Source organism: Streptomyces sp. NPDC005574, from assembly GCF_040605435.1.
In the GTDB taxonomy this organism is placed as follows: domain Bacteria; phylum Actinomycetota; class Actinomycetes; order Streptomycetales; family Streptomycetaceae; genus Streptomyces.
Genome location: NZ_JBEXCW010000019.1, coordinates 104,064 through 122,380 on the forward strand (window position 1 = coordinate 104,064; position 18,317 = coordinate 122,380).

General features: G+C 69.8%; 15 protein-coding genes and 2 tRNA genes. 6 read left to right on the forward strand and 11 right to left on the reverse strand.

Going from position 1 to position 18,317, the window contains the following annotated elements; translation table 11 throughout:
• Positions 1-56 precede the first annotated feature (56 nt).
• Positions 57-2,681, reverse strand: a complete 2,625-nt coding sequence (locus ABZT03_RS15765; protein ID WP_356039080.1) for a valine--tRNA ligase — start codon at positions 2,679-2,681, stop codon at positions 57-59.
• A 136-nt stretch (positions 2,682-2,817) separates the two neighbouring features.
• On the opposite strand from ABZT03_RS15765, the gene ABZT03_RS15770 reads away from it, so the two are divergent.
• A complete protein-coding gene (locus tag ABZT03_RS15770) occupies positions 2,818-3,723 on the forward strand; it encodes a hypothetical protein (protein WP_356039083.1) in 906 nt (301 codons plus the stop codon).
• A 63-nt stretch (positions 3,724-3,786) separates the two neighbouring features.
• On the opposite strand, the gene clpX is transcribed toward ABZT03_RS15770, so the two are convergent.
• The 5 genes from clpX to ABZT03_RS15795 form a co-directional block, all read right to left on the reverse strand.
• Entirely contained in the window at positions 3,787-5,076 is a 1,290-nt protein-coding gene (clpX, locus tag ABZT03_RS15775) for an ATP-dependent Clp protease ATP-binding subunit ClpX (protein ID WP_356039086.1), read from the reverse strand.
• A 172-nt stretch (positions 5,077-5,248) separates the two neighbouring features.
• Entirely contained in the window at positions 5,249-5,929 is a 681-nt protein-coding gene (locus ABZT03_RS15780) for an ATP-dependent Clp protease proteolytic subunit (protein WP_356039089.1), read from the reverse strand.
• A gap of 70 nt (positions 5,930-5,999) precedes the next feature.
• Positions 6,000-6,620 (reverse strand): ATP-dependent Clp protease proteolytic subunit, encoded by a 621-nt coding sequence (locus ABZT03_RS15785; RefSeq protein ID WP_356039092.1) that lies wholly within the window; start codon positions 6,618-6,620, stop codon positions 6,000-6,002.
• A gap of 327 nt (positions 6,621-6,947) precedes the next feature.
• Positions 6,948-8,357 (reverse strand): trigger factor, encoded by a 1,410-nt coding sequence (gene tig / locus ABZT03_RS15790; RefSeq protein WP_356039095.1) that lies wholly within the window; start codon positions 8,355-8,357, stop codon positions 6,948-6,950.
• A gap of 260 nt (positions 8,358-8,617) precedes the next feature.
• A tRNA-Pro gene (locus ABZT03_RS15795) sits at positions 8,618-8,694 on the reverse strand.
• 166 nt (positions 8,695-8,860) lie between these two features.
• Between ABZT03_RS15795 and ABZT03_RS15800 the strand changes: the two genes are divergently transcribed.
• Positions 8,861-8,934 (forward strand) — tRNA-Gly (locus ABZT03_RS15800).
• A 171-nt stretch (positions 8,935-9,105) separates the two neighbouring features.
• Entirely contained in the window at positions 9,106-9,903 is a 798-nt protein-coding gene (locus ABZT03_RS15805; RefSeq protein WP_356039099.1) for a maleylpyruvate isomerase family mycothiol-dependent enzyme, read from the forward strand.
• A gap of 157 nt (positions 9,904-10,060) precedes the next feature.
• On the opposite strand, the gene ABZT03_RS15810 is transcribed toward ABZT03_RS15805, so the two are convergent.
• Positions 10,061-10,255, reverse strand: coding sequence for a hypothetical protein (locus tag ABZT03_RS15810; RefSeq protein WP_217169938.1), 195 nt, complete (start codon positions 10,253-10,255; stop codon positions 10,061-10,063).
• A 589-nt stretch (positions 10,256-10,844) separates the two neighbouring features.
• On the opposite strand from ABZT03_RS15810, the gene ABZT03_RS15815 reads away from it, so the two are divergent.
• Positions 10,845-12,089, forward strand: coding sequence for an acyltransferase family protein (locus ABZT03_RS15815; RefSeq protein ID WP_356039102.1), 1,245 nt, complete (start codon positions 10,845-10,847; stop codon positions 12,087-12,089).
• A gap of 67 nt (positions 12,090-12,156) precedes the next feature.
• Here the strand turns inward: ABZT03_RS15815 and ABZT03_RS15820 are convergent, their stop codons facing one another.
• A complete protein-coding gene (locus ABZT03_RS15820) occupies positions 12,157-12,606 on the reverse strand; it encodes an HD domain-containing protein (protein WP_356039105.1) in 450 nt (149 codons plus the stop codon).
• A 54-nt stretch (positions 12,607-12,660) separates the two neighbouring features.
• Positions 12,661-13,842, reverse strand: a complete 1,182-nt coding sequence (locus ABZT03_RS15825) for a PP2C family protein-serine/threonine phosphatase (RefSeq protein ID WP_356039108.1) — start codon at positions 13,840-13,842, stop codon at positions 12,661-12,663.
• A 161-nt stretch (positions 13,843-14,003) separates the two neighbouring features.
• On the opposite strand from ABZT03_RS15825, the gene ABZT03_RS15830 reads away from it, so the two are divergent.
• Positions 14,004-15,233 (forward strand): GNAT family N-acetyltransferase, encoded by a 1,230-nt coding sequence (locus tag ABZT03_RS15830; protein WP_356039110.1) that lies wholly within the window; start codon positions 14,004-14,006, stop codon positions 15,231-15,233.
• 22 nt (positions 15,234-15,255) lie between these two features.
• Here ABZT03_RS15830 and ABZT03_RS15835 read toward each other — a convergent pair whose 3' ends face one another.
• Both ABZT03_RS15835 and ABZT03_RS15840 read right to left on the reverse strand, forming a co-directional pair.
• On the reverse strand, positions 15,256-16,065 hold the full coding sequence (locus ABZT03_RS15835) for a DNA-formamidopyrimidine glycosylase family protein (RefSeq protein WP_356039113.1): 810 nt from the start codon (positions 16,063-16,065) through the stop codon (positions 15,256-15,258).
• A gap of 69 nt (positions 16,066-16,134) precedes the next feature.
• The gene (locus ABZT03_RS15840) at positions 16,135-16,620 is read right to left on the reverse strand and encodes a ribose-5-phosphate isomerase (RefSeq protein ID WP_356039115.1); all 486 of its coding nucleotides are present in this window, start codon (positions 16,618-16,620) and stop codon (positions 16,135-16,137) included.
• A 206-nt stretch (positions 16,621-16,826) separates the two neighbouring features.
• Between ABZT03_RS15840 and ABZT03_RS15845 the strand changes: the two genes are divergently transcribed.
• Positions 16,827-18,275: an amino acid permease gene (locus ABZT03_RS15845; RefSeq protein ID WP_356039119.1), complete on the forward strand. Its 1,449-nt coding sequence runs from the start codon at positions 16,827-16,829 to the stop codon at positions 18,273-18,275.
• Positions 18,276-18,317 lie beyond the last annotated feature (42 nt).

An 18,317-nucleotide genomic window follows, 5' to 3' on the forward strand; every position in this document is an offset into this window, starting at 1 on the left:
GCCTGGGGGCGGCAGCCCCCAGCAGCGGGTGCGGGGCCGCGACCCCGCACCCCCGTTTACGACTGCGGCAGCCGCTCCAGCTGCGCGGCGATCCGCACCATGTCCGCCTCCGCCTTCGCCAGCCGCGTGCGGATCTTCTCGACCACGTTGTCCGGTGCCTTGGCGAGGAACGCCTCGTTGCCGAGCTTCCCGTCCGCCTGCGCCTTCTCCTTCTCCGCGGCGGCGAGGTCCTTCGCCAGCCGCTTGCGCTCGGCGGCCACGTCGATCGTCCCGGACAGGTCGAGCGCCACCGTCGCGCCGGCGACCGGCAGGGTCGCCGTGGCCGAGAACTCCTCGCCCTCCGGCTGGAGCCGCAACAGCTGGCGGATAGCCGCCTCGTGCGGGGCGAGCGCGGTGCCGCCCAGGTCCAGCCGGGCCGGAACCCGCTGGCCGGGCTGGAGGCCCTGGTCGGCGCGGAAGCGGCGGACCTCGGTGATCACCGACTGGAGGCTCTGGATCTCCTGCTCGGCCGCCGCGTCCCGGAAGCCCGAGTCGGCCGGCCACTCGGCGATGACGACCGACTCGCCGCCGGTCAGCGTCGTCCACAGCGTCTCGGTGACGAAGGGGACGACCGGGTGCAGCAGCCTCAGGGTCACGTCGAGGACCTCGCCGAGGACCCGCTTGCTGACCTCGGCGGGCTCGCCGCCCGCCTGGAACGTCGTCTTGGACAGCTCGACGTACCAGTCGAAGACCTCGTCCCAGGCGAAGTGGAACAGCGCGTCGGAGAGCTTCGCGAACTGGAAGTCCTCGTAGAACGCGTCGACTTCGGCGACGACGGAGTTGAGGCGGGACAGGATCCAGCGGTCCGTCGCCGACATCGCGGAGGCGTACGGCAGCGGGCCCTCGACCGTCGCGCCGTTCATCAGGGCGAAGCGGGTGGCGTTCCAGATCTTGTTGGCGAAGTTGCGGGAGCCCTGGACCCAGTCCTCGCCGATCGGCACGTCGACGCCCGGGTTGGCGCCGCGCGCCAGGGTGAAACGCAGCGCGTCGGAGCCGTACTTGTCCATCCAGTCCAGCGGGTTGACCGCGTTGCCGAAGGACTTGGACATCTTCTTGCCGAACTGGTCGCGGACCATGCCGTGCAGGGCGATGGTGTGGAACGGCGGGGTGCCGTCCATCGCGTAGAGACCGAACATCATCATCCGGGCGACCCAGAAGAAGAGGATGTCGTAGCCGGTGACCAGGACGGAGTTCGGGTAGAACTTCGCGAGGCTCTCGGTCTGTTCGGGCCAGCCGAGGGTGGAGAAGGGCCACAGGCCGGAGGAGAACCAGGTGTCGAGGACGTCGGTGTCCTGGTGCCAGCCGTCGCCGGTGGGCGCCTCGTCGTCGGGGCCGACACAGACGGTCTCGCCGTTCGGGCCGTACCAGACGGGGATGCGGTGGCCCCACCACAACTGTCGCGAGATGCACCAGTCGTGGAGGTTGTCGACCCAGTCGAAGTAGCGCTTCTCCATCTCCTGCGGGTGGATCCTGACCCGGCCGTCGCGGACGGCGTCGCCGGCCGCCTTCGCCAGCGGGCCGACCTTGACCCACCACTGCATGGACAGCCGCGGCTCGATGGTGGTCTTGCAGCGCGAGCAGTGGCCGACCGAGTGGACGTAGGGCCGCTTCTCGGCGACGATCCGGCCCTCGGCGCGCAGCGCGGCGACGATCGCGGACCGGGCTTCGAGGCGGTCCTGGCCCTGGAAGGGGCCGGGGACGGTGATGACGGCGTGCTCGTCCATGACCGTGATGGCGGGCAGGTCGTGGCGCCGGCCGATCTCGAAGTCGTTCGGGTCGTGGGCCGGGGTGACCTTGACGGCACCCGTGCCGAACTCGGGGTCGACGTGCTCGTCGGCGACGACCGGGATGGAACGGTTGGTCAGCGGCAGCCTGATGAGCTTGCCCACCAGGTGCTTGTACCGCTCGTCGCCGGGATGGACGGCGACCGCCGTGTCACCGAGCATGGTCTCGGCGCGCGTGGTGGCGACGACGATGGTCTCGTCCCCGTCGCCGTACTTCATGGAGACGAGCTCGCCGTCGTCGTCCTGGTACTCGACCTCGATGTCGGAGATCGCGGTGAGACAGCGCGGGCACCAGTTGATGATGCGCTCGGCGCGGTAGATCAACTCGTCGTCGTAGAGCCGCTTGAAGATGGTCTGGACGGCCTGGGACAGGCCCTCATCCATGGTGAAGCGCTCACGCGACCACGCGACACCGTCACCGAGGCGCCGCATCTGGCCGGAGATCTGCCCGCCCGACTCGTCCTTCCACTGCCAGACACGCTCGACGAACGCCTCACGGCCCAGGTCGTGCCGGGACTTGCCCTCCTTGCCGAGTTCCCGCTCGACGACGTTCTGCGTGGCGATGCCGGCGTGGTCCATGCCGGGCTGCCACAGCGTCTCGTGCCCCTGCATGCGCTTGCGGCGGGTGAGGGCGTCGATGAGGGTGTGCTCGAAGGCGTGCCCGAGGTGCAGGCTGCCGGTGACGTTCGGCGGCGGGATGACGACGGTGAAAGGCGGCTTGTCGCTCTTCGCGTCCGCCTCGAAGTAACCCCGCTCCACCCAGCGCTCGTACAGCGGCCCCTCTACGTCGGCCGGCGCGTACTGGGTCGGCAGTTCGGTCTCGGGCGCTGATGGCTGCTGCTGAGCGTTCTCGGTCACGGGGTCAGTTTAGGGGTGTCACGGGGCAGTCCCGAAACGTGATTCCTGTGTAACGGTGCGGCCCCCGCCGCGTGCCCCACCGCGCCCCTGCGCCAGGATGTCAGGAACACATAAGCATCTGGAGGGGAACCCAGGAATGAGTCACAACCAACCGGGCCCGTACGGCGGGCAGCCCCAGCAGCCCGGACCGTACGGTCAGCCGGGGCCTTACGGCCAGCAGCCGCCGCAGGCTCCCCAGCCCGGTTACGGCTACCCGCAGCAGGCTCCCCCGCCCGCCCAGCCCGGCTACGGCTACCCGCAGCAGCCGCAGCAGGGCGTCCCGCCGCAGACCCCGCCCTACGGCCAGCAGCCGTACGGCGTTCCGCAGCCGCCCGCGCCGGGCGGCGGCAAGAAGAAGACGGGCCTGATCATCGGCGCGGTCGCGGTGGTGGCCGCGATAGCCGTGGGCGCGGCGCTCCTCCTGGGCGGGAGCGGAAGCGGCTCGGGCAGCGTCGCCAACGACGGGGCGCACAAGCTGATCGCGCCGGCGACGATCCTGAACGGCACGTACAAGAAGTCCGACCAGGACTCGGCGGGCGGGCTCAGCGACAAGGACCTGAAGGACACCGAGTCCTGGGGGGTGAAGAACCCCAAGGACGTCAGCGCGGGTTACGCCTCGGGGTCGGGCCTTACCGGCAAGAGCCTCGGCTTCGCCGGCGTGTACGGCACGATCGACGACCCGGAGAAGGTCGTCGACGCGATGTTCGCGCAGATGCAGAAGGACGCCAAGAACGGTTCGTCCTCCGACGGCAAGCTCGTCGGCAGCCCGCAGGAGGTCACCCCCGCCGGGTTCTCCGACGGCATCATGAAGTGCCAGAGCATCGAGAGCAGCCAGTCGGGCAAGACCACGCGGATGCCGTTCTGCATCTGGGGGGACCACAGCACCCTGGCCTACGTGCTGTCGTTCGACATCGCCGGCCTCGCCGCCGGCAAGAGCACCTCGATCGCGGACGCGGCGGCGCTGACCGCCAAGGTCCGCAACGACGTGCGCGTCAAGGCCTGACGCACCGGACGCGGAAGGGGCCCCGGTCGAGCGACCGGGGCCCCTTCCGCGTGCGTGGTGCCGCTAGGCGGTCTTCTGCTCGCCCGGGCCCCGGCCGGGGCGGGCGTCCCGCGGGATCAGCGTGGGGTTCACGTTGGAGTGAACGACGTCCGCCGTGATGACGACGCGGGCCACGTCCTTGCGGGAGGGGACCTCGTACATCACCGACATGAGGACCTCCTCCATGATGGCGCGCAGGCCGCGGGCGCCGGTCTGCCGGAGGATGGCCTGGTCGGCGATGGCCTCCAGCGCCTCGCGCTCGAAGTCCAGCTCCACACCGTCGAGTTCGAACAGACGCTGGTACTGCTTCATCAGCGCGTTGCGCGGCTCGACGAGGATCTGGAGCAGCGCCTCGCGGTCCAGGTTGTGGACCGAGGTGATGACGGGGAGCCGGCCGATGAACTCGGGGATCATCCCGAACTTGACCAGGTCCTCCGGCATGATGTCCTCGAACTGGTCCTTGGCCTCGAGTTCCCGCTTGGAGCGGATCGTCGCGCCGAAGCCGATGCCCTTGGCGCCGGCCCGGGACTCGATGATCTTCTCCAGACCCGAGAAGGCACCGCCCACGATGAACAGCACGTTCGTCGTGTCGATCTGGATGAACTCCTGGTGCGGGTGCTTGCGTCCGCCCTGCGGCGGCACCGAGGCCGTGGTGCCCTCCAGGATCTTCAGCAGTGCCTGCTGCACGCCCTCGCCGCTCACGTCCCGGGTGATGGAGGGGTTTTCGCTCTTGCGGGCGACCTTGTCGATCTCATCGATGTAGATGATCCCGGTCTCGGCCTTCTTGACGTCGTAGTCCGCCGCCTGGATCAGCTTGAGCAGGATGTTCTCGACGTCCTCGCCGACGTATCCCGCCTCGGTGAGCGCGGTCGCGTCGGCGATGGCGAACGGGACGTTGAGCATGCGTGCCAGTGTCTGGGCGAGGAGTGTCTTGCCGGAGCCCGTGGGGCCCAGCAGGAGGATGTTGGACTTCGCCAGCTCGATGGCGTCGTCGCGGCCTTGGGCGCCGCCGTTCTCCCCGGCCTGGACCCGCTTGTAGTGGTTGTACACCGCGACCGAGAGCGCCTTCTTGGCGGCCTCCTGGCCCACGACGTACCCCTCGAGGAACTCGTAGATCTCACGGGGCTTGGGGAGTTCCTCCCAGCGGACCTCGCTCGTCTCCGCGAGTTCTTCCTCGATGATCTCGTTGCAGAGATCGATGCACTCGTCGCAGATGTAGACACCGGGCCCTGCGATGAGCTTCTTGACCTGCTTCTGGCTCTTGCCGCAGAACGAGCACTTGAGCAGATCGCCGCCGTCACCGATGCGTGCCACGGTGTGCTTCCCCTTCGCCTGGGAGACGCCTAGGTCCAGCGGCTCCTGGTGCTGCCTTATGTCCGACGGTACCTTGCCGGGCCCCCCGTTCGGGCCCCCCTTGGCGCGGTTCACTTCGACGTGCAGCGTGTCGAGCCCGGCCAAGGGGCGGCAGACAATACATGCTCCCGAGTTACTTCACCGCGGCGTTGTTCAACTTCCGGGTGGAGATGATCTGGTCGATCAGGCCGTACGACAGGGCTTCCTCGGCCGTGAGGATCTTGTCGCGCTCGATGTCCTCGCGGATCTTCTCGATCGGCGTGGTCGAGTGCTCGGCCAGCATGTCCTCGAGCTGCGCGCGCATCCGGAGGATCTCGTTGGCGGCGATCTCCAGGTCGGAGACCTGACCGCGGCCGGTCTCGCTGTAGGGCTGGTGGATCAGCACGCGGGCGTTCGGCAGCGCCATCCGCTTGCCGGGCGTACCGGCCGCGAGCAGGATCGCGGCGGCGGAGGCCGCCTGGCCCATGCAGACCGTCTGGATGTCCGGCTTGACGAACTGCATCGTGTCGTAGATCGCGGTCAGCGCCGTGAAGGAGCCGCCGGGGCTGTTGATGTAGACCGAGATGTCCCGGTCGGGGTCCATCGACTCCAGGCACAGCAGCTGCGCCATGACGTCGTTGGCGGAGGCGTCGTCGATCTGGACGCCGAGGAAGATCACGCGCTCCTCGAAGAGCTTCGCGTACGGGTCGTACTCGCGCACGCCCTGCGAGGTGCGCTCGACGAAGCGCGGGATGACGTAACGGGACTCCGCCGAGGGACCCGTGTACTCGGCGCGTGAGCGGTCGTACAGGCCGCTGCCGGGGAAGTCGTTCACTGTCTGTCTCCTAGGGGCTGAAACGGTCGGCTGGGGCTGCTCGGGGGCCGTCGGGTCCCCGGGCCGGGGGTCAGGCCCCGGTGCCGCCGCCGCCCGGCATGTTGACGGCCCTCGTGATGACGTGGTCGATGAGGCCGTATTCCTTGGCCTCTTCGGCGTCGAACCAGCGGTCGCGGTCGGAGTCGCGCGTGATCTGCTCGAACGACTGACCGGTGTGCTGGGAGGTGAGCTCCGCCATGCGCTTCTTGGTGTGCAGCAGCCGCTCGGCGTGGATCTTGATGTCCGACGCGGAACCGGCGAGGCCGGCGGAGGGCTGGTGGATCAGGATCTCGGCGTTCGGAAGCGCGAAGCGCTTGCCGGGCGTACCCGCGCTGAGCAGGAACTGGCCCATCGAGGCGGCGAGGCCCATGGCGATGGTCACCACGTCGTTCTTGATGAACTGCATGGTGTCGTAGATCGCCATGCCGGCCGTGATCGAGCCGCCCGGGCTGTTGATGTAGAGGTTGATGTCCTTGTCGGGGTCGGCCGCGGCAAGGAGCAGCAACTGCGCGGTGATCTTGTTGGCAATGTCGTCGTCGACCGCCTGGCCGAGGAAGATGATCCGCTCGTTGAGCAGCCGGTTGTAGACCTGGTCGCCGAGGCCACCACCGATTGAGGGGTCGCCGGCGGCGGAGGGCATCAGATTCGTCACGTATCCACCTGCTCGTCTTCTGACGGCGCCGGGCCGTCTCACGTGTACTGCCGGGGGCTCGGGGACTCCCCTGCCCTCGTATTCATGGACCCTAACGCGCAGGTCCCTCCGGTGAATCCCGCAGAGGTAACTGTTCGCTGTCAGCGCATGTCACTCCGGTGGGCACGGCCGTTCGTACCGGGCCGTGCCGCCGGGCGGCCGCGGGGCAGCGCGCGGGGTCCTGCGCCGCCCGCGGAGCGTCGGGCCGCCTCGCCCTACGACGGGAGGGCCCCGGGGGGCGTGACACGCTCCCGGGGCCCTCCTGACGGCTTGCTGGGCGCCGTGGGCTCAGCCCTCGGTCTTCTCCTCGGCGGCGTCGGCCGGGGCATCCTCGGTGACCGGGGCGTCCTCGGAGGCGGCCGCGGCCGACTCGTCGGTCTCGTCCTCGTCGTCGTCCAGGTCGATGACCTCGCCGTTGGTGTCCTTGACCGTGGCGGACTCGACCACGACGGCCAGGGCCTTGCCGCGGGCGACCTCGCCGACCAGGAGCGGAACCTGGCCGCCCTCGACGACCGCCTGGGCGAACTGGTCGGGGGACATGCCGGAGGAGGCCGCGCGCCGCATGAGGTGCTCGGTGAGCTCCTCCTGGTTGACGTTCAGCTTCTCCTTGTTGACGAGCTCGTCCAGGACGAACTGCGTCTTGATGCCCTTGACCGCCGCCTCGCGCGTCTCGGTCTCGAACTCCTCCTCCGTCTTGCCCTGGATCTCCAGGTACTTGGGGAGGTCGAGGCCCATCTGACCGAGCTGGTGGTGCTCGAGGTTGTGCTTGCGGGTGTTGATCTCTTCCTCGAGCAGCTTCTCGGGGACCGGGACCTCGACCAGTTCCAGCAGCTTGTCCAGGACGCGCTCCTGGGCCTGCGTGGCCTGGTCGTACTGCTTCATGTTCTCCAGGCGCTTGCGGCTGTCCGCGCGGAGCTCCTCGAGGGTGTCGAACTCGGAGGCGAGCTGCGCGAACTCGTCGTCCAGCTCGGGCAGTTCACGGGAGGCGACCTGGGTGACCTTGACGGTGACCTCGGCCTCCTTGCCGGCCGCCGAGCCGCCCTTGAGCTCGGAGGTGAAGGTGGTCTCGCCACCGGCCTCCAGGCCCTTCACGGCCTCGTCGATGCCCTCGAGGAGCTCGCCGGAGCCGATGGTGTACGAGACACCGCTGGCGATGCCGTCCTCCAGGACCTCGCCGTCGACCTTGGCCTCCAGGTCGATGGTGACGACGTCGCCGTCGGCGGCGGCGCGCTCGACCGGGGAGGTCGAGGCGAAGCGCTCACGGAGCTGCTCGACCGACTTCTCGATGTCCTCGTCGCTGACCTCGACCGCGTCGACCTCGACCTCGATGCCGGAGTAGTCCGGGATCTCGATGGCCGGACGGATGTCGACCTCGGCGGTGAAGTTCAGCGTCTCGCCGTCCTTCAGCTCCGTGATGTCGACCTCGGGCTGGCCCAGGACGTTGAGCTCGGCCCCGTTGACGGCCTCGGTGTAGAACTTCGGAAGCGCGTCGTTGACCGCCTCCTCCAGGACCGCACCGCGGCCGAACCGCTGGTCGATGACGCGCGCCGGGATCTTGCCCTTCCGGAAGCCCTTCACCGTGACCTGCTGGTTGATCTTCTTGTACGCCGCGTCGAGGCTGTCCTTGAGCTCCTCGAAGGGCACCTCGACAGTGAGCCGAACCCGAGTCGGGTTCAGGGTCTCCACGGCGCTCTTCACGGTTCGGTCTCCTTGTGGCTGACATCTGGGTTTCTGCCGGGACCAGACCGGCCCGGCGGACTTAGCAGCCCGGAGGACTTCAAGTGGATGACTCACACGGGCGTGCAGCTTGCATAGTAACGGCAGCGGGGACACGCCCCAAAGGCGATCACCCGAGGTGGCCGCGCGAGTGACCCGCGAGGAGCGCGGATGACCGGAGTTGGCCGGGACCTGCCGCTCCCTGGCCGGAGACGGCCGCTCCCTGTCCGGGAGTCGTCGTGTGGTCGGGGTGGCGGGATTTGAACCCACGGCCTTCCGCTCCCAAAGCGGACGCGCTACCAAGCTGCGCCACACCCCGTCTGGTGCGAGACGTAGGGTACATGCCCCCGGGCGACGGGACCGCCGCATTGCGCGAGCCCCACGCCGGGCACCGGTCCGGCGGAAACGGGGTGTGCGACCAGAGGGGGCGACCCGCTACGATGCGTTCAGTGCCGCCGCGATCACCCGACCGCGGTGCGTACCGTGCGGGCGTAGCTCAATGGTAGAGCCCTAGTCTTCCAAACTAGCTACGCGGGTTCGATTCCCGTCGCCCGCTCCATACGGCTCAGGGCCAGGTCAGAGGATGATTCCTCCGCCTGGCCCTGATCGTTTCCCGGGACTGTGTTCAGTCCGGCGTGTCCCTGAGGGCGCCCGGCCCGTGCCGCGCGCTCGCCGCGTCGGCTGTGAAAATCGCTGTCCGATTGCCGGAACGCGGTGATAGGGAGTCCACGTGACAACGACACTCGCGTTCCCCGTTCTGTTGCGACTGATCGACGAACGGTCGACCGCCTTCCGCGCCGCGGTAGCCTCCGCGCCCAGCCTCGACGTGCAGGTGCCGACCTGCCCCGAGTGGACGCTGTTCGATCTGGTGCAGCACATCGGCGAGGGGCGCCGCGCCTGGGCCGCCACCGTCGCGGCAGGGCCTGCTCCGGCCAAGTCCGTCCCGGAGGGCGCCCCGGCTGCGCCTCGGGAGCGCGAGGCCGTGACCGCTTGGTTGGCCGCGTCGACGCAGGAGTTGCTGGACGCGCTGCGGGAGGCCGGCCCGGATCGCGGTTGCTGGACGTGGTGGGGGGCGTCCCAGTCGCCGCGGACCTGCGGCGCCGTCGCCCGGCACCAGCTCCAGCAGATGGCGGTGCACACCTACGACGCCCAGGTCACCGTGGGTGCCCCGGAGCCGCTGCCGGACGAGGTGGCACTCGACGGTGTCGAGGAGTTCCTGTTCACCTGCGTCGCGACGACGAGTGCCTGGCCGCACAGGCCCACTGCCTTCGACTTCCACGCCGGTGAGGGCCGGTCCTGGCGCCTCACGGTCGACGGCGACGGCGCACGCTCCGCCCGTATCCCCGCGCCCGGCACGACGCCTGTCGCCGCTGCCGAGGAAGGCCCGAACCAGGCCGGCGTCTCCGTCCGCGGCACGGCCAGTGAGCTGGTCCTCTTCCTGTACGACCGTATCCCGGCGGACTCCCTGCGGATCGACGGAGACGCAGGCTTGTTCGACCTGCTCCGCGCGTGGGAACCGGAGGAGTAGGACGGGTGTCGCAGAGCGGTGAGGTAAGCCTCCGAAAGACCTCCGGCCCGGTCCTCCCAAGGATCGGGCCGGAGTTCTTCGTGCGACCTTGAGGGGACCTCGATGAGACCTGTGCGCGGCTTTCGTCCCTATTTCGGAGAGAAAGGGAGCCGCGGGGCTAGAACTGGATCGAGTTGAGGGTCTCGGCTATCGAGTCCAGGAAGCGCTGGATGTCGTCCGCCATGCCCGTCGAGGCGAGGAAGAAGCCGAACAGGACGGCGACCACGGCGGGGCCCGCCTTGATGGAACCTCCCCGGAGCAACACCACCAGGATGATCGCCAACAGCAGCACCACAGACAGTGAAATGGCCACAACTGATCACACCCTCGGTCGGTCCGCTCTCCCGGCCCGGGGACGCAACCCCGTGCACCCCCGCCAGAACCATCGTGCCACCAACAGGGCTCGCCTATGCGGCGCGTGACACATCGTTGACCGTCTCTGTTCGGATCCGCACCCTCGGACCCTCCCCACCGGACTCCGCGACCAGGTGTCGTACGCCATTTGGAGGGCGGGCCCGCACAGAGAATTCACCGGGATCGTTTCCGTGTCCACACACCCTGTACGCAGGTAATTCGAATTGCCCGTGCAGGCACGTCGAGGCGGTGTCGAACACTGTGGTGAATGGTTAGTTTATGCACCCTTTGGTCGTGATGAATCATGACAATACGTATGCCTGCGCTCAGCCGATCGGGTATCCCCGAATGTGGCACCCATCACCCCGCGACCGGCGCCGACTTCTGTAAATCCGGGGTATGCGCAGCGAATAAACAGGAATGACGTCGAGGGTTTTACGGAAACCCACAGCGAACGCTAGGGTGCCTCAGATGTTCCACGCCGCCCCGTCCCCCGAACGCGCAGCGAGGTCCCTGATCCTCTCCCCCGGTTTCCGTCGGGAGGGTCTGTGACGAACTCGCCGCGACCGCACGGTCACACCCGAAGCCCGCTCCCCCCGGCGCGTCCGCCGGCGGACGGAGTGCCGAGTCCGCGCTCGCCGCGCGGCGGGCAGGGCGCGGAGGACCGGCCGAACAGACCGGACACAGCGGGCACACCGGGCAGAGCGCGCGACGCGTTCTTCGACAACGCGAAGTACCTGGCGATCGTGCTCGTCGCCATGGGGCACTCCTGGGAGCCCCTGAAGGGGGACAGCCGGATCCTCGAAGGGCTGTACACGGTCGTCTACAGCTTCCACATGCCGGCGTTCATCATCATCTCCGGCTTCTTCTCGCGCAGCTTCGACATGCGTCCCGACCGGCTGAAGCGCCTGATCACCGGCGTCGCCGTGCCGTACGTCGTCTTCGAGACCGCCTACCCGCTCTTCAAACGCTTCGCCGACCACGATCCGCACCAGGAGATCAGCCTCCTCGACCCCTGGTACCTGACCTGGTTCCTGGTGGCGCTGTTCGTCTGGCGGCTGACCGTGCCCGTCTGGAAACTGGTGCGGTATCCGCTGCCGCTGGCGCTCGGCGTGGCGATGCTGGCGACGGTCACACCGGACATCGGCGACGACCTCGACCTCCAGCGGGTGCTGCAGTTCCTGCCGTACTTCGTGCTCGGCCTGTGCCTGAAGCCCGAGCACTTCCGGCTGGTGCGCCGGCGCGCGATGCGGATCGTGGCCGTGCCGGTGTTCGCGCTCGCGCTGGCCGTCGGCTGGTGGGCGGTGCCGCGCATGAACACGGCCTGGTTCTACCACCGCGACGCCGCACAGGAGTTGGGAGCGCCCTGGTGGGTCGGGCCGGTCATGGCGCTGGCGATGTTCGGCTGCTCGCTGCTGCTGACCGCCTGCTTCTTCGCCTGGGTGCCGGGCCGCACCATGTGGTTCACCGCGCTCGGCGCGGGCACGCTCTACGGCTATCTGCTGCACGGCTTCCTCATCAAGGGCGCCGACTTCGCGGGCTGGTTCGACCACCCCTCGCTGCACCGGCCGCTCGGTGAGATCGCCGTGACGGCGCTCGCCGCGACCGCGGTCACCCTGCTGTGCACCCGGCCCGTGCAGCGGGTCTTCCGGTTCGCGATGGAGCCGAGGATGGCGTGGGCCTTCCGGCCGGATCCCGCCGAACTGGCCCGCGAACGCGAGAGGCGGGAGCAGGGGCCCGGCGGCACCGGCCCCGGCGACCGGCGGACGGACCGCGCGAAGGTCGACGCCTAGGAGTCGCCGAGGAGCTCTCCGGCCGCCGGCTCCCGGAGAACGGCAGGGCCCCGCTACGCGTCGTCCGTCACAGACCGAGGAGTGCGCGCATCCGTGCGTACTTCTCGGTCAGTCGTTTCCGGGTGGGCTCGTCGAGGACGGCGAGGCGCGCCGGGTCCGCGTTGTGCGCGAGGTCGGCCTGCTTGACCAGGAGAGCGCCCGGTGTCGCGCGGATGCGCCCGGCGTACGCCTCGGGCGGCTCCCCCGCCCGCTTGGTGAGGGCCAGCACGATGTCCTTCGTACGGCGGCTCAGGGCGGCCTCGCCCAGCCACCGCTCGGTGAGCGCGTGGTCCTCGACGGCGTCGTGCAGCCAGGCCGCCGCGATCTGCTCGTCGTCGCCGCCGCGCTCCCGTACGCCCCCCGCGACGGCCCGGAGGTGTTCGGCGTACGGCCGTCCGGCCTTGTCGGTCTGGCCCTGGTGGGCGGCGCGGGCCGTGGCCTCTACTTCGGCCAGGGTCAGCCGCGGGGTGTGCGTCACCCGGCCAGTGTGGCCCGGCGGGGCACCGCGGGGATCGGCGGGGCGCCCCGCGTCTCAGCGGGGCGCCGCCTGGGCCGTGGGGCCCTCCCGGCAGATCAGCAGCAGCGCCCGGTCGTCGTTGACGTCCTTGGCCACCGCCTCGATCAGATGCCAGGCCGCGCCGTGGAAGCCGCCGGCGACATAGCGGTCGGCCTCGCCGGTGAGGCGGTCGATGCCCTCGACGATGTCCCGCTCGGACGTCTCCACCAGTCCGTCCGTGAACAGCATCAACACGTCGCCCGGGCGGAGCGAGCCCTTCACCGGGTCGAACTGGGCGCCGTCGTACACACCGAGGAGCGGGCCGTCGGCGGCCTTCTCCTCCCAGCGACCGCTGCCCGCGCTGAGCTGGAGCCCCGGCGGATGGCCGGCGGAGTAGAGCTCGTAGTCGCCGGAGTCGAGGTCGAGGACGAGGTGGATGGAGGTCGCGAAGCCCTCGTCCCAGTCCTGGCGGAGCAGGTAGCCGTTCGCGGCCGGTAGGAAGGCGTGCGGCGGCAGGGAGCCCAGCAGGCCGCCGAAGGCGCCGGACAGCAGCAGGGCGCGGGAGCCCGCGTCCATGCCCTTGCCGGACACGTCGGTCAGCACGACCTCCATCGTGCGCCCGCCGTTGGTCCGGGCGGCGACGACGAAGTCGCCGGAGAAGGACTGGCCGCCCGCCGGCCGCAGCGCCATCTCCCGGTGCCAGCCGTGCGGGAGCTGCGGCAGCTTGCTCTGGACGCGGATGCGTTCCCGCAGGTCGAACAGCATGGTGCCGCCGCGCCGCCAGGGCACGCCGACCCGGCTGCGGAACTGGGCGATGAGCAGGCCGAAGAAGCCGCAGGCGGCGACGACGAGCACCACGCCGGGGGTGACCCGCGAGGGCCCCTCGGTGTACGGGCCCAGTCGCACCGACTCCACGATCAGTGCCGTGGCCGCGGCCGCGTACAGGCCGAGCAGGCTCGCGGGGCGCAGCACCAGGCCGCCCGCGACGATCGGCAGGACGAGCGCGGCCGGGGAGCACCACACCGAGTTCGCGAGCGTGGTGGCCGTGATCACGGGCACGGTGATCAGCAGACCGGCCAGTGCGACCCAGTCCGAACCGTCCCCGCGGAAGTAGTCGACGGCACTTCTGCGCAGCCCGACGCGAGCCCGGTGCCATTGCATCTTCAACCGGGCCGTGAACGTGTCGGCTTCCGCGCGCCGCTCTCGTCCTGCTGCCATTAGTTCGGGACCCTATCCATCGGACCAGGTTCTTGGCACGGGAGGTCCCACTTGTCCCCCGTCCGAGGCTCAACTCACAGTGAACTTCACAGAATGCCGTCGCGCCGCCCCCAAGGCGAAATTGGCTCGCTCGTCCCGCAATGCCCTGCTAAGCATGGTCCATGGGGACTGAGATGCGGGTACTGCGGCGGGACGAATGGGACGAGTGGTACGACAGCCTGATCCGAGGCTTCGGCGGCGTCCCGGAGGCGGCCGAGGAACGGGCCGTGTTCCGCGACCTGACCGAGATCGACCGGTCCCTCGGTGTCTGGGACGGCGACGCGTGCGTGGGTACGGCGGGGGCGTTCCGCTTCCGGCTGACCGTGCCCGGCGGCGCCCCGGTGCCCGCGGCGGGCGTGACCATGGTGAGCGTGGCGGCCACCCACCGGCGGCGCGGTGTGCTGCGGTCCCTGATGCGGCGGCAGTTGGACGACGTACGGTCCTGGGGCGAGCCGCTGGCGGTGCTGACGGCCTCCGAGCCCGCGATCTACGGCCGCTTCGGGTACGGCGCGGCCACGCGGCACGTCAACGCGCGGATCGACACCGACCGGGTCCGGCTGACCGTGCCGCCCGGCACCGACGACGTACGGCTGCGGTACGCGGCGCCCGCCGACGCGCTGGAGGCGTGCGAGGCGGTGTACGCGCGGCTGGTGTCGGGGCGGCCGGGCATGGTGGCGCGGAATCCGGGCTGGGAGCGGCTGTGGGTGCTGGACCCGGAGAGCGGCCGGGACGGGGCCTCGCCGCTGCAGTGCGTGGTCGCCGAGCGGGACGGCGAGGTCGTGGGGTACGCGCGCTTCCGGGTCAAGGCGGACTGGGAGCCCGCGGGACCGAAGGGCACGGTGGTCGCGCAGGACGTGGAGGCGCTGGACCCGGCGGCGCACGCGGCGCTGTGGCGGTTCCTGTTCGACATCGACCTGACCTCGGCGATCGACACCCGGCGGCGCCCGGTGGACGAGCCCTGGCACCATTTGGTGTCCGACATACGGCGGTGCTCGCTGCTGGTGCGGGACTCGCTGTACGTGCGGCTGGTGGAGGTCGGGGCGGCGCTGCGGGCGCGTACCTATCAGGCGCCGGTGGACGTCGTGTTGGAGGTCGAGGACGCCTTCTGCCCCTGGAACGCGGGGCGTTGGCGGCTGACCGGGGACGCGAAGGGGGCGTCCTGCGAGCGCACCGAGGACGCCGCCGATCTCGCCCTGTCCGTGCGGGAGTTGGGCGCGGCCTATCTCGGCGGGGTGAGTCTGGCCGCGCTGGGCGCCGCCGGACTGGTGCGGGAGCTGCGGCAGGGCGCGTTGGCTGAGGCGGCCCTCGGGTTCGGGTCGGCGGTGGCGCCCTGGCTGCCGCACGGCTTCTGACGGCGGCCGGGCCGGCGCCCGGTCAGGTCCGCTGGCAGGTGGGGCACCAGAAGAGGTTGCGGGCGGCGAGATCGGCGGTGCGGATCTCACCCCCACAGATGTGGCAGGGCCCATTCGCCCTGCGGTAGACGTAGACCTCGCCGCCGTGGTCGTCGACGCGCGGCGGGCGGCCCATCGCCTCCGGGGTGTGTTCCGGGCGGACGGTGTCGATGCGGTTGTTGCGGACCCCCTCGCGCATGAGATCGACCAGGTCGGCCCAGATCGCCTCCCACTCGGCCGCCGTGAGGTCGCGGCCGGCGCGGTAGGGGTCGATGCCGTGCCGGAAGAGGACCTCGGCGCGGTAGACGTTGCCCACGCCCGCGATGACCTTCTGGTCCATCAGCAGGGCGGCGATCGTCGTACGGCTGCGGGAGATCCTGCGGTGGGCCGCTCCCGGGTCGGCGTCCGGGCGCAGCGGGTCGGGGCCGAGGCGGGCGTGTATCGCGTCCTTCTCGGCGTCCGTGATCAGGGCGCAGGTGGTGGGGCCGCGGAGGTCGACGTAGGACGCGGTGTCGGCCAGGCGCAGCCGGACGGTGTCGGTGGGCGGCGGCGCGGGGGCCGGGCCGAAGGTGACCTTGCCGAAGAGGCCGAGGTGGATGTGGATCCAGTCGGCGTCCCGGAAGCCCAGGAACAGGTGCTTGCCGTGGGCGTCGGCGGCGCTCAGCGCGTGGCCGTCCAGGAGGGCCGCCGCGTCGGTGAACTTGCCCTGGGGGCTCGTCACCCGCGTGGGCCGGCCGGCGAAGCGCGCCGAGTAGTCCTGCGCGAGCCGGTGGATCGTGTGCCCCTCTGGCACCTGGCTCTGTCCTTTCCCGCCGAACGCCCCGCCCGTCCTGGTCGCCGACGGGCGGGCCTGTTCGTGCTGTTACCGCTGCGGGTGGTGGGCCGGGATCGGGGGCAGGTCGCCCGTCGTCTCGTACGCCGAGAGCATGTCGATACGGCGGATGTGGCGCTCGTCGCCCGAGAACGGGGTGGCGAGGAAGGTCTCGACGAACTTCGTCGCCTCTTCCCGCGTGTGCATGCGCGCGCCCACCGCGACGACGTTGGCGTTGTTGTGCTGCCGGCCGAGGGAGGCGGTCTCCTCGCTCCAGGCCAGCGCCGCGCGCACGCCCTTCACCTTGTTCGCCGCGATCTGCTCGCCGTTGCCGGAGCCGCCGATCACGATGCCGAGGGCGTCCGGGTCCGCGGCGGTCCGCTCGGCGGCGCGGAGGCAGAACGGCGGGTAGTCGTCCTGGGCGTCGTAGATGTGCGGACCGCAGTCCACGGGGTCATGGCCGGCCGCTTCGAGCCATTCCACGAGGTGGTTCTTGAGTTCGAGGCCGGCATGGTCGGAACCGAGATACACACGCATGGTCCGAGTGTGACATGTCTGTTTCCGGGCAGCAGCTCCGGGGGCGGACCCAGACATTACTCGGCAACACCAAGGAACCTCAAGCAAACCTCAAGTAACGATCTGGATTCAAAGGTTCACGAATTCATTTACCTCCGATTCACTGGACCGACCCGTGCACCGCTCGTACGGGAGTACAGCTCACCCGGCGCAAAGGAATTCCGTCCATGACCACGCAGCCGACCCTCCCCCAGGCCGGTCACGCGCCAGGAGCCCCCGGCGAACCCGACGGCGGCCTCCAGGCGGGACTCAAGAACCGTCACCTGTCGATGATCGCGATCGGCGGTGTCATCGGAGCCGGTCTGTTCGTGGGGTCCAGCTCCGGCATCGCCACCGCCGGACCCGGCATCCTCCTGTCGTACGCGCTCGTCGGCACGCTCGTCGTCCTCGTGATGCGCATGCTCGGCGAGATGTCCGCGGCCAACCCCACCTCCGGCTCCTTCTCCGCACACGCCGACCGGGCCCTCGGCCGCTGGGCCGGCTTCTCCATCGGCTGGCTGTACTGGTTCTTCTGGGTCGTCGTGCTGGCCGTCGAGGCCACCGCCGGCGCCAAGATCCTCGAGTCCTGGATCCCCGCCGTACCGCAGTGGGGGTGGGCGCTCCTGGTGATGGTGGTGCTGACCGCCACCAACCTCGTCTCCGTGGGCTCCTACGGCGAGTTCGAGTTCTGGTTCGCCGGCATCAAGGTCGTGGCGATCGGTGCCTTCATCGTCGTCGGCGCGCTCGCGGTGGCCGGCGTGCTGCCGGGTGCCGACAGCGACAAGGCCGGGCTCGGCAACCTCACCGACCACGGCGGCTTCCTGCCGCACGGCCCCGGCGCCATCCTGACCGGTGTGCTGCTCGTCGTCTTCTCCTTCATGGGCAGCGAGATCGCCACGCTGGCCGCCGGCGAGTCCGAGGACCCGCAGCGCGCCGTCACCAAGTCGACGAACAGCATCATCTGGCGGATCGGCGTCTTCTACCTGGGCTCGATCCTGGTCGTCGTCACGCTGCTGCCGTGGAACGACCCGTCGATCAAGGAGAAGGGCTCCTACGTCGCCGCCCTCGACTCCCTCGGCATCGCGCACGCCGGTCAGATCATGAACTTCATCGTGCTGACCTCGGTGCTGTCCTGCCTCAACTCCGGCCTCTACACGGCCTCCCGCATGGCCTTCTCGCTCGGTCGGCGGGGTGACGCGCCGAAGGTGTTCGCGCGCACCAACTCCCGCGGTGTGCCGATGGCGGCGATCCTCGCGTCCGTCGTGTTCGGGTTCGTGGCCGTCTTCTTCAACTACCGGTTCCCCGACTCCGTCTTCCTCTTCCTCGTCAACTCCAGTGGCGCGGTGGCCCTGTTCGTCTGGTTGGTGATCTGCTTCTCGCAGCTGCGCATGCGGAAGATCATCCAGGCGGAGGCGCCGGAGAAGCTCGTCGTGAAGATGTGGCTGTACCCGTATCTGACCTGGGCGACGGCCGCGCTGATCGTGTTCGTCCTGGGCTACATGCTCACCGACACCGAGCACGACGGACGCGAGACGGTCCTGCTGTCGCTGCTGGTCGCGGCGGCCGTGATCGCGGTCGCCCTGGTCAAGGAGAGGGTCGGCAGGCGCCGGTCCCCCGAGGTGGCGGCGCGCCGCTGAACCAGCGGTCCGGCGGGGGCCCGGGGTGCGGACGCGCACCCC

Coding starts and splice junctions, on each gene's coding strand:
- ABZT03_RS15770 (WP_356039083.1), top strand. CDS start 2,818: ATGAGTCACAACCAACCGGGCCCGTACGGCGGGCAGCCCCAGCAGCCC.
- ABZT03_RS15825 (WP_356039108.1), bottom strand. CDS start 13,842: ATGGCAGCAGGACGAGAGCGGCGCGCGGAAGCCGACACGTTCACGGCC.
- ABZT03_RS15830 (WP_356039110.1), top strand. CDS start 14,004: ATGGGGACTGAGATGCGGGTACTGCGGCGGGACGAATGGGACGAGTGG.
- ABZT03_RS15840 (WP_356039115.1), bottom strand. CDS start 16,620: ATGCGTGTGTATCTCGGTTCCGACCATGCCGGCCTCGAACTCAAGAAC.
- ABZT03_RS15845 (WP_356039119.1), top strand. CDS start 16,827: ATGACCACGCAGCCGACCCTCCCCCAGGCCGGTCACGCGCCAGGAGCC.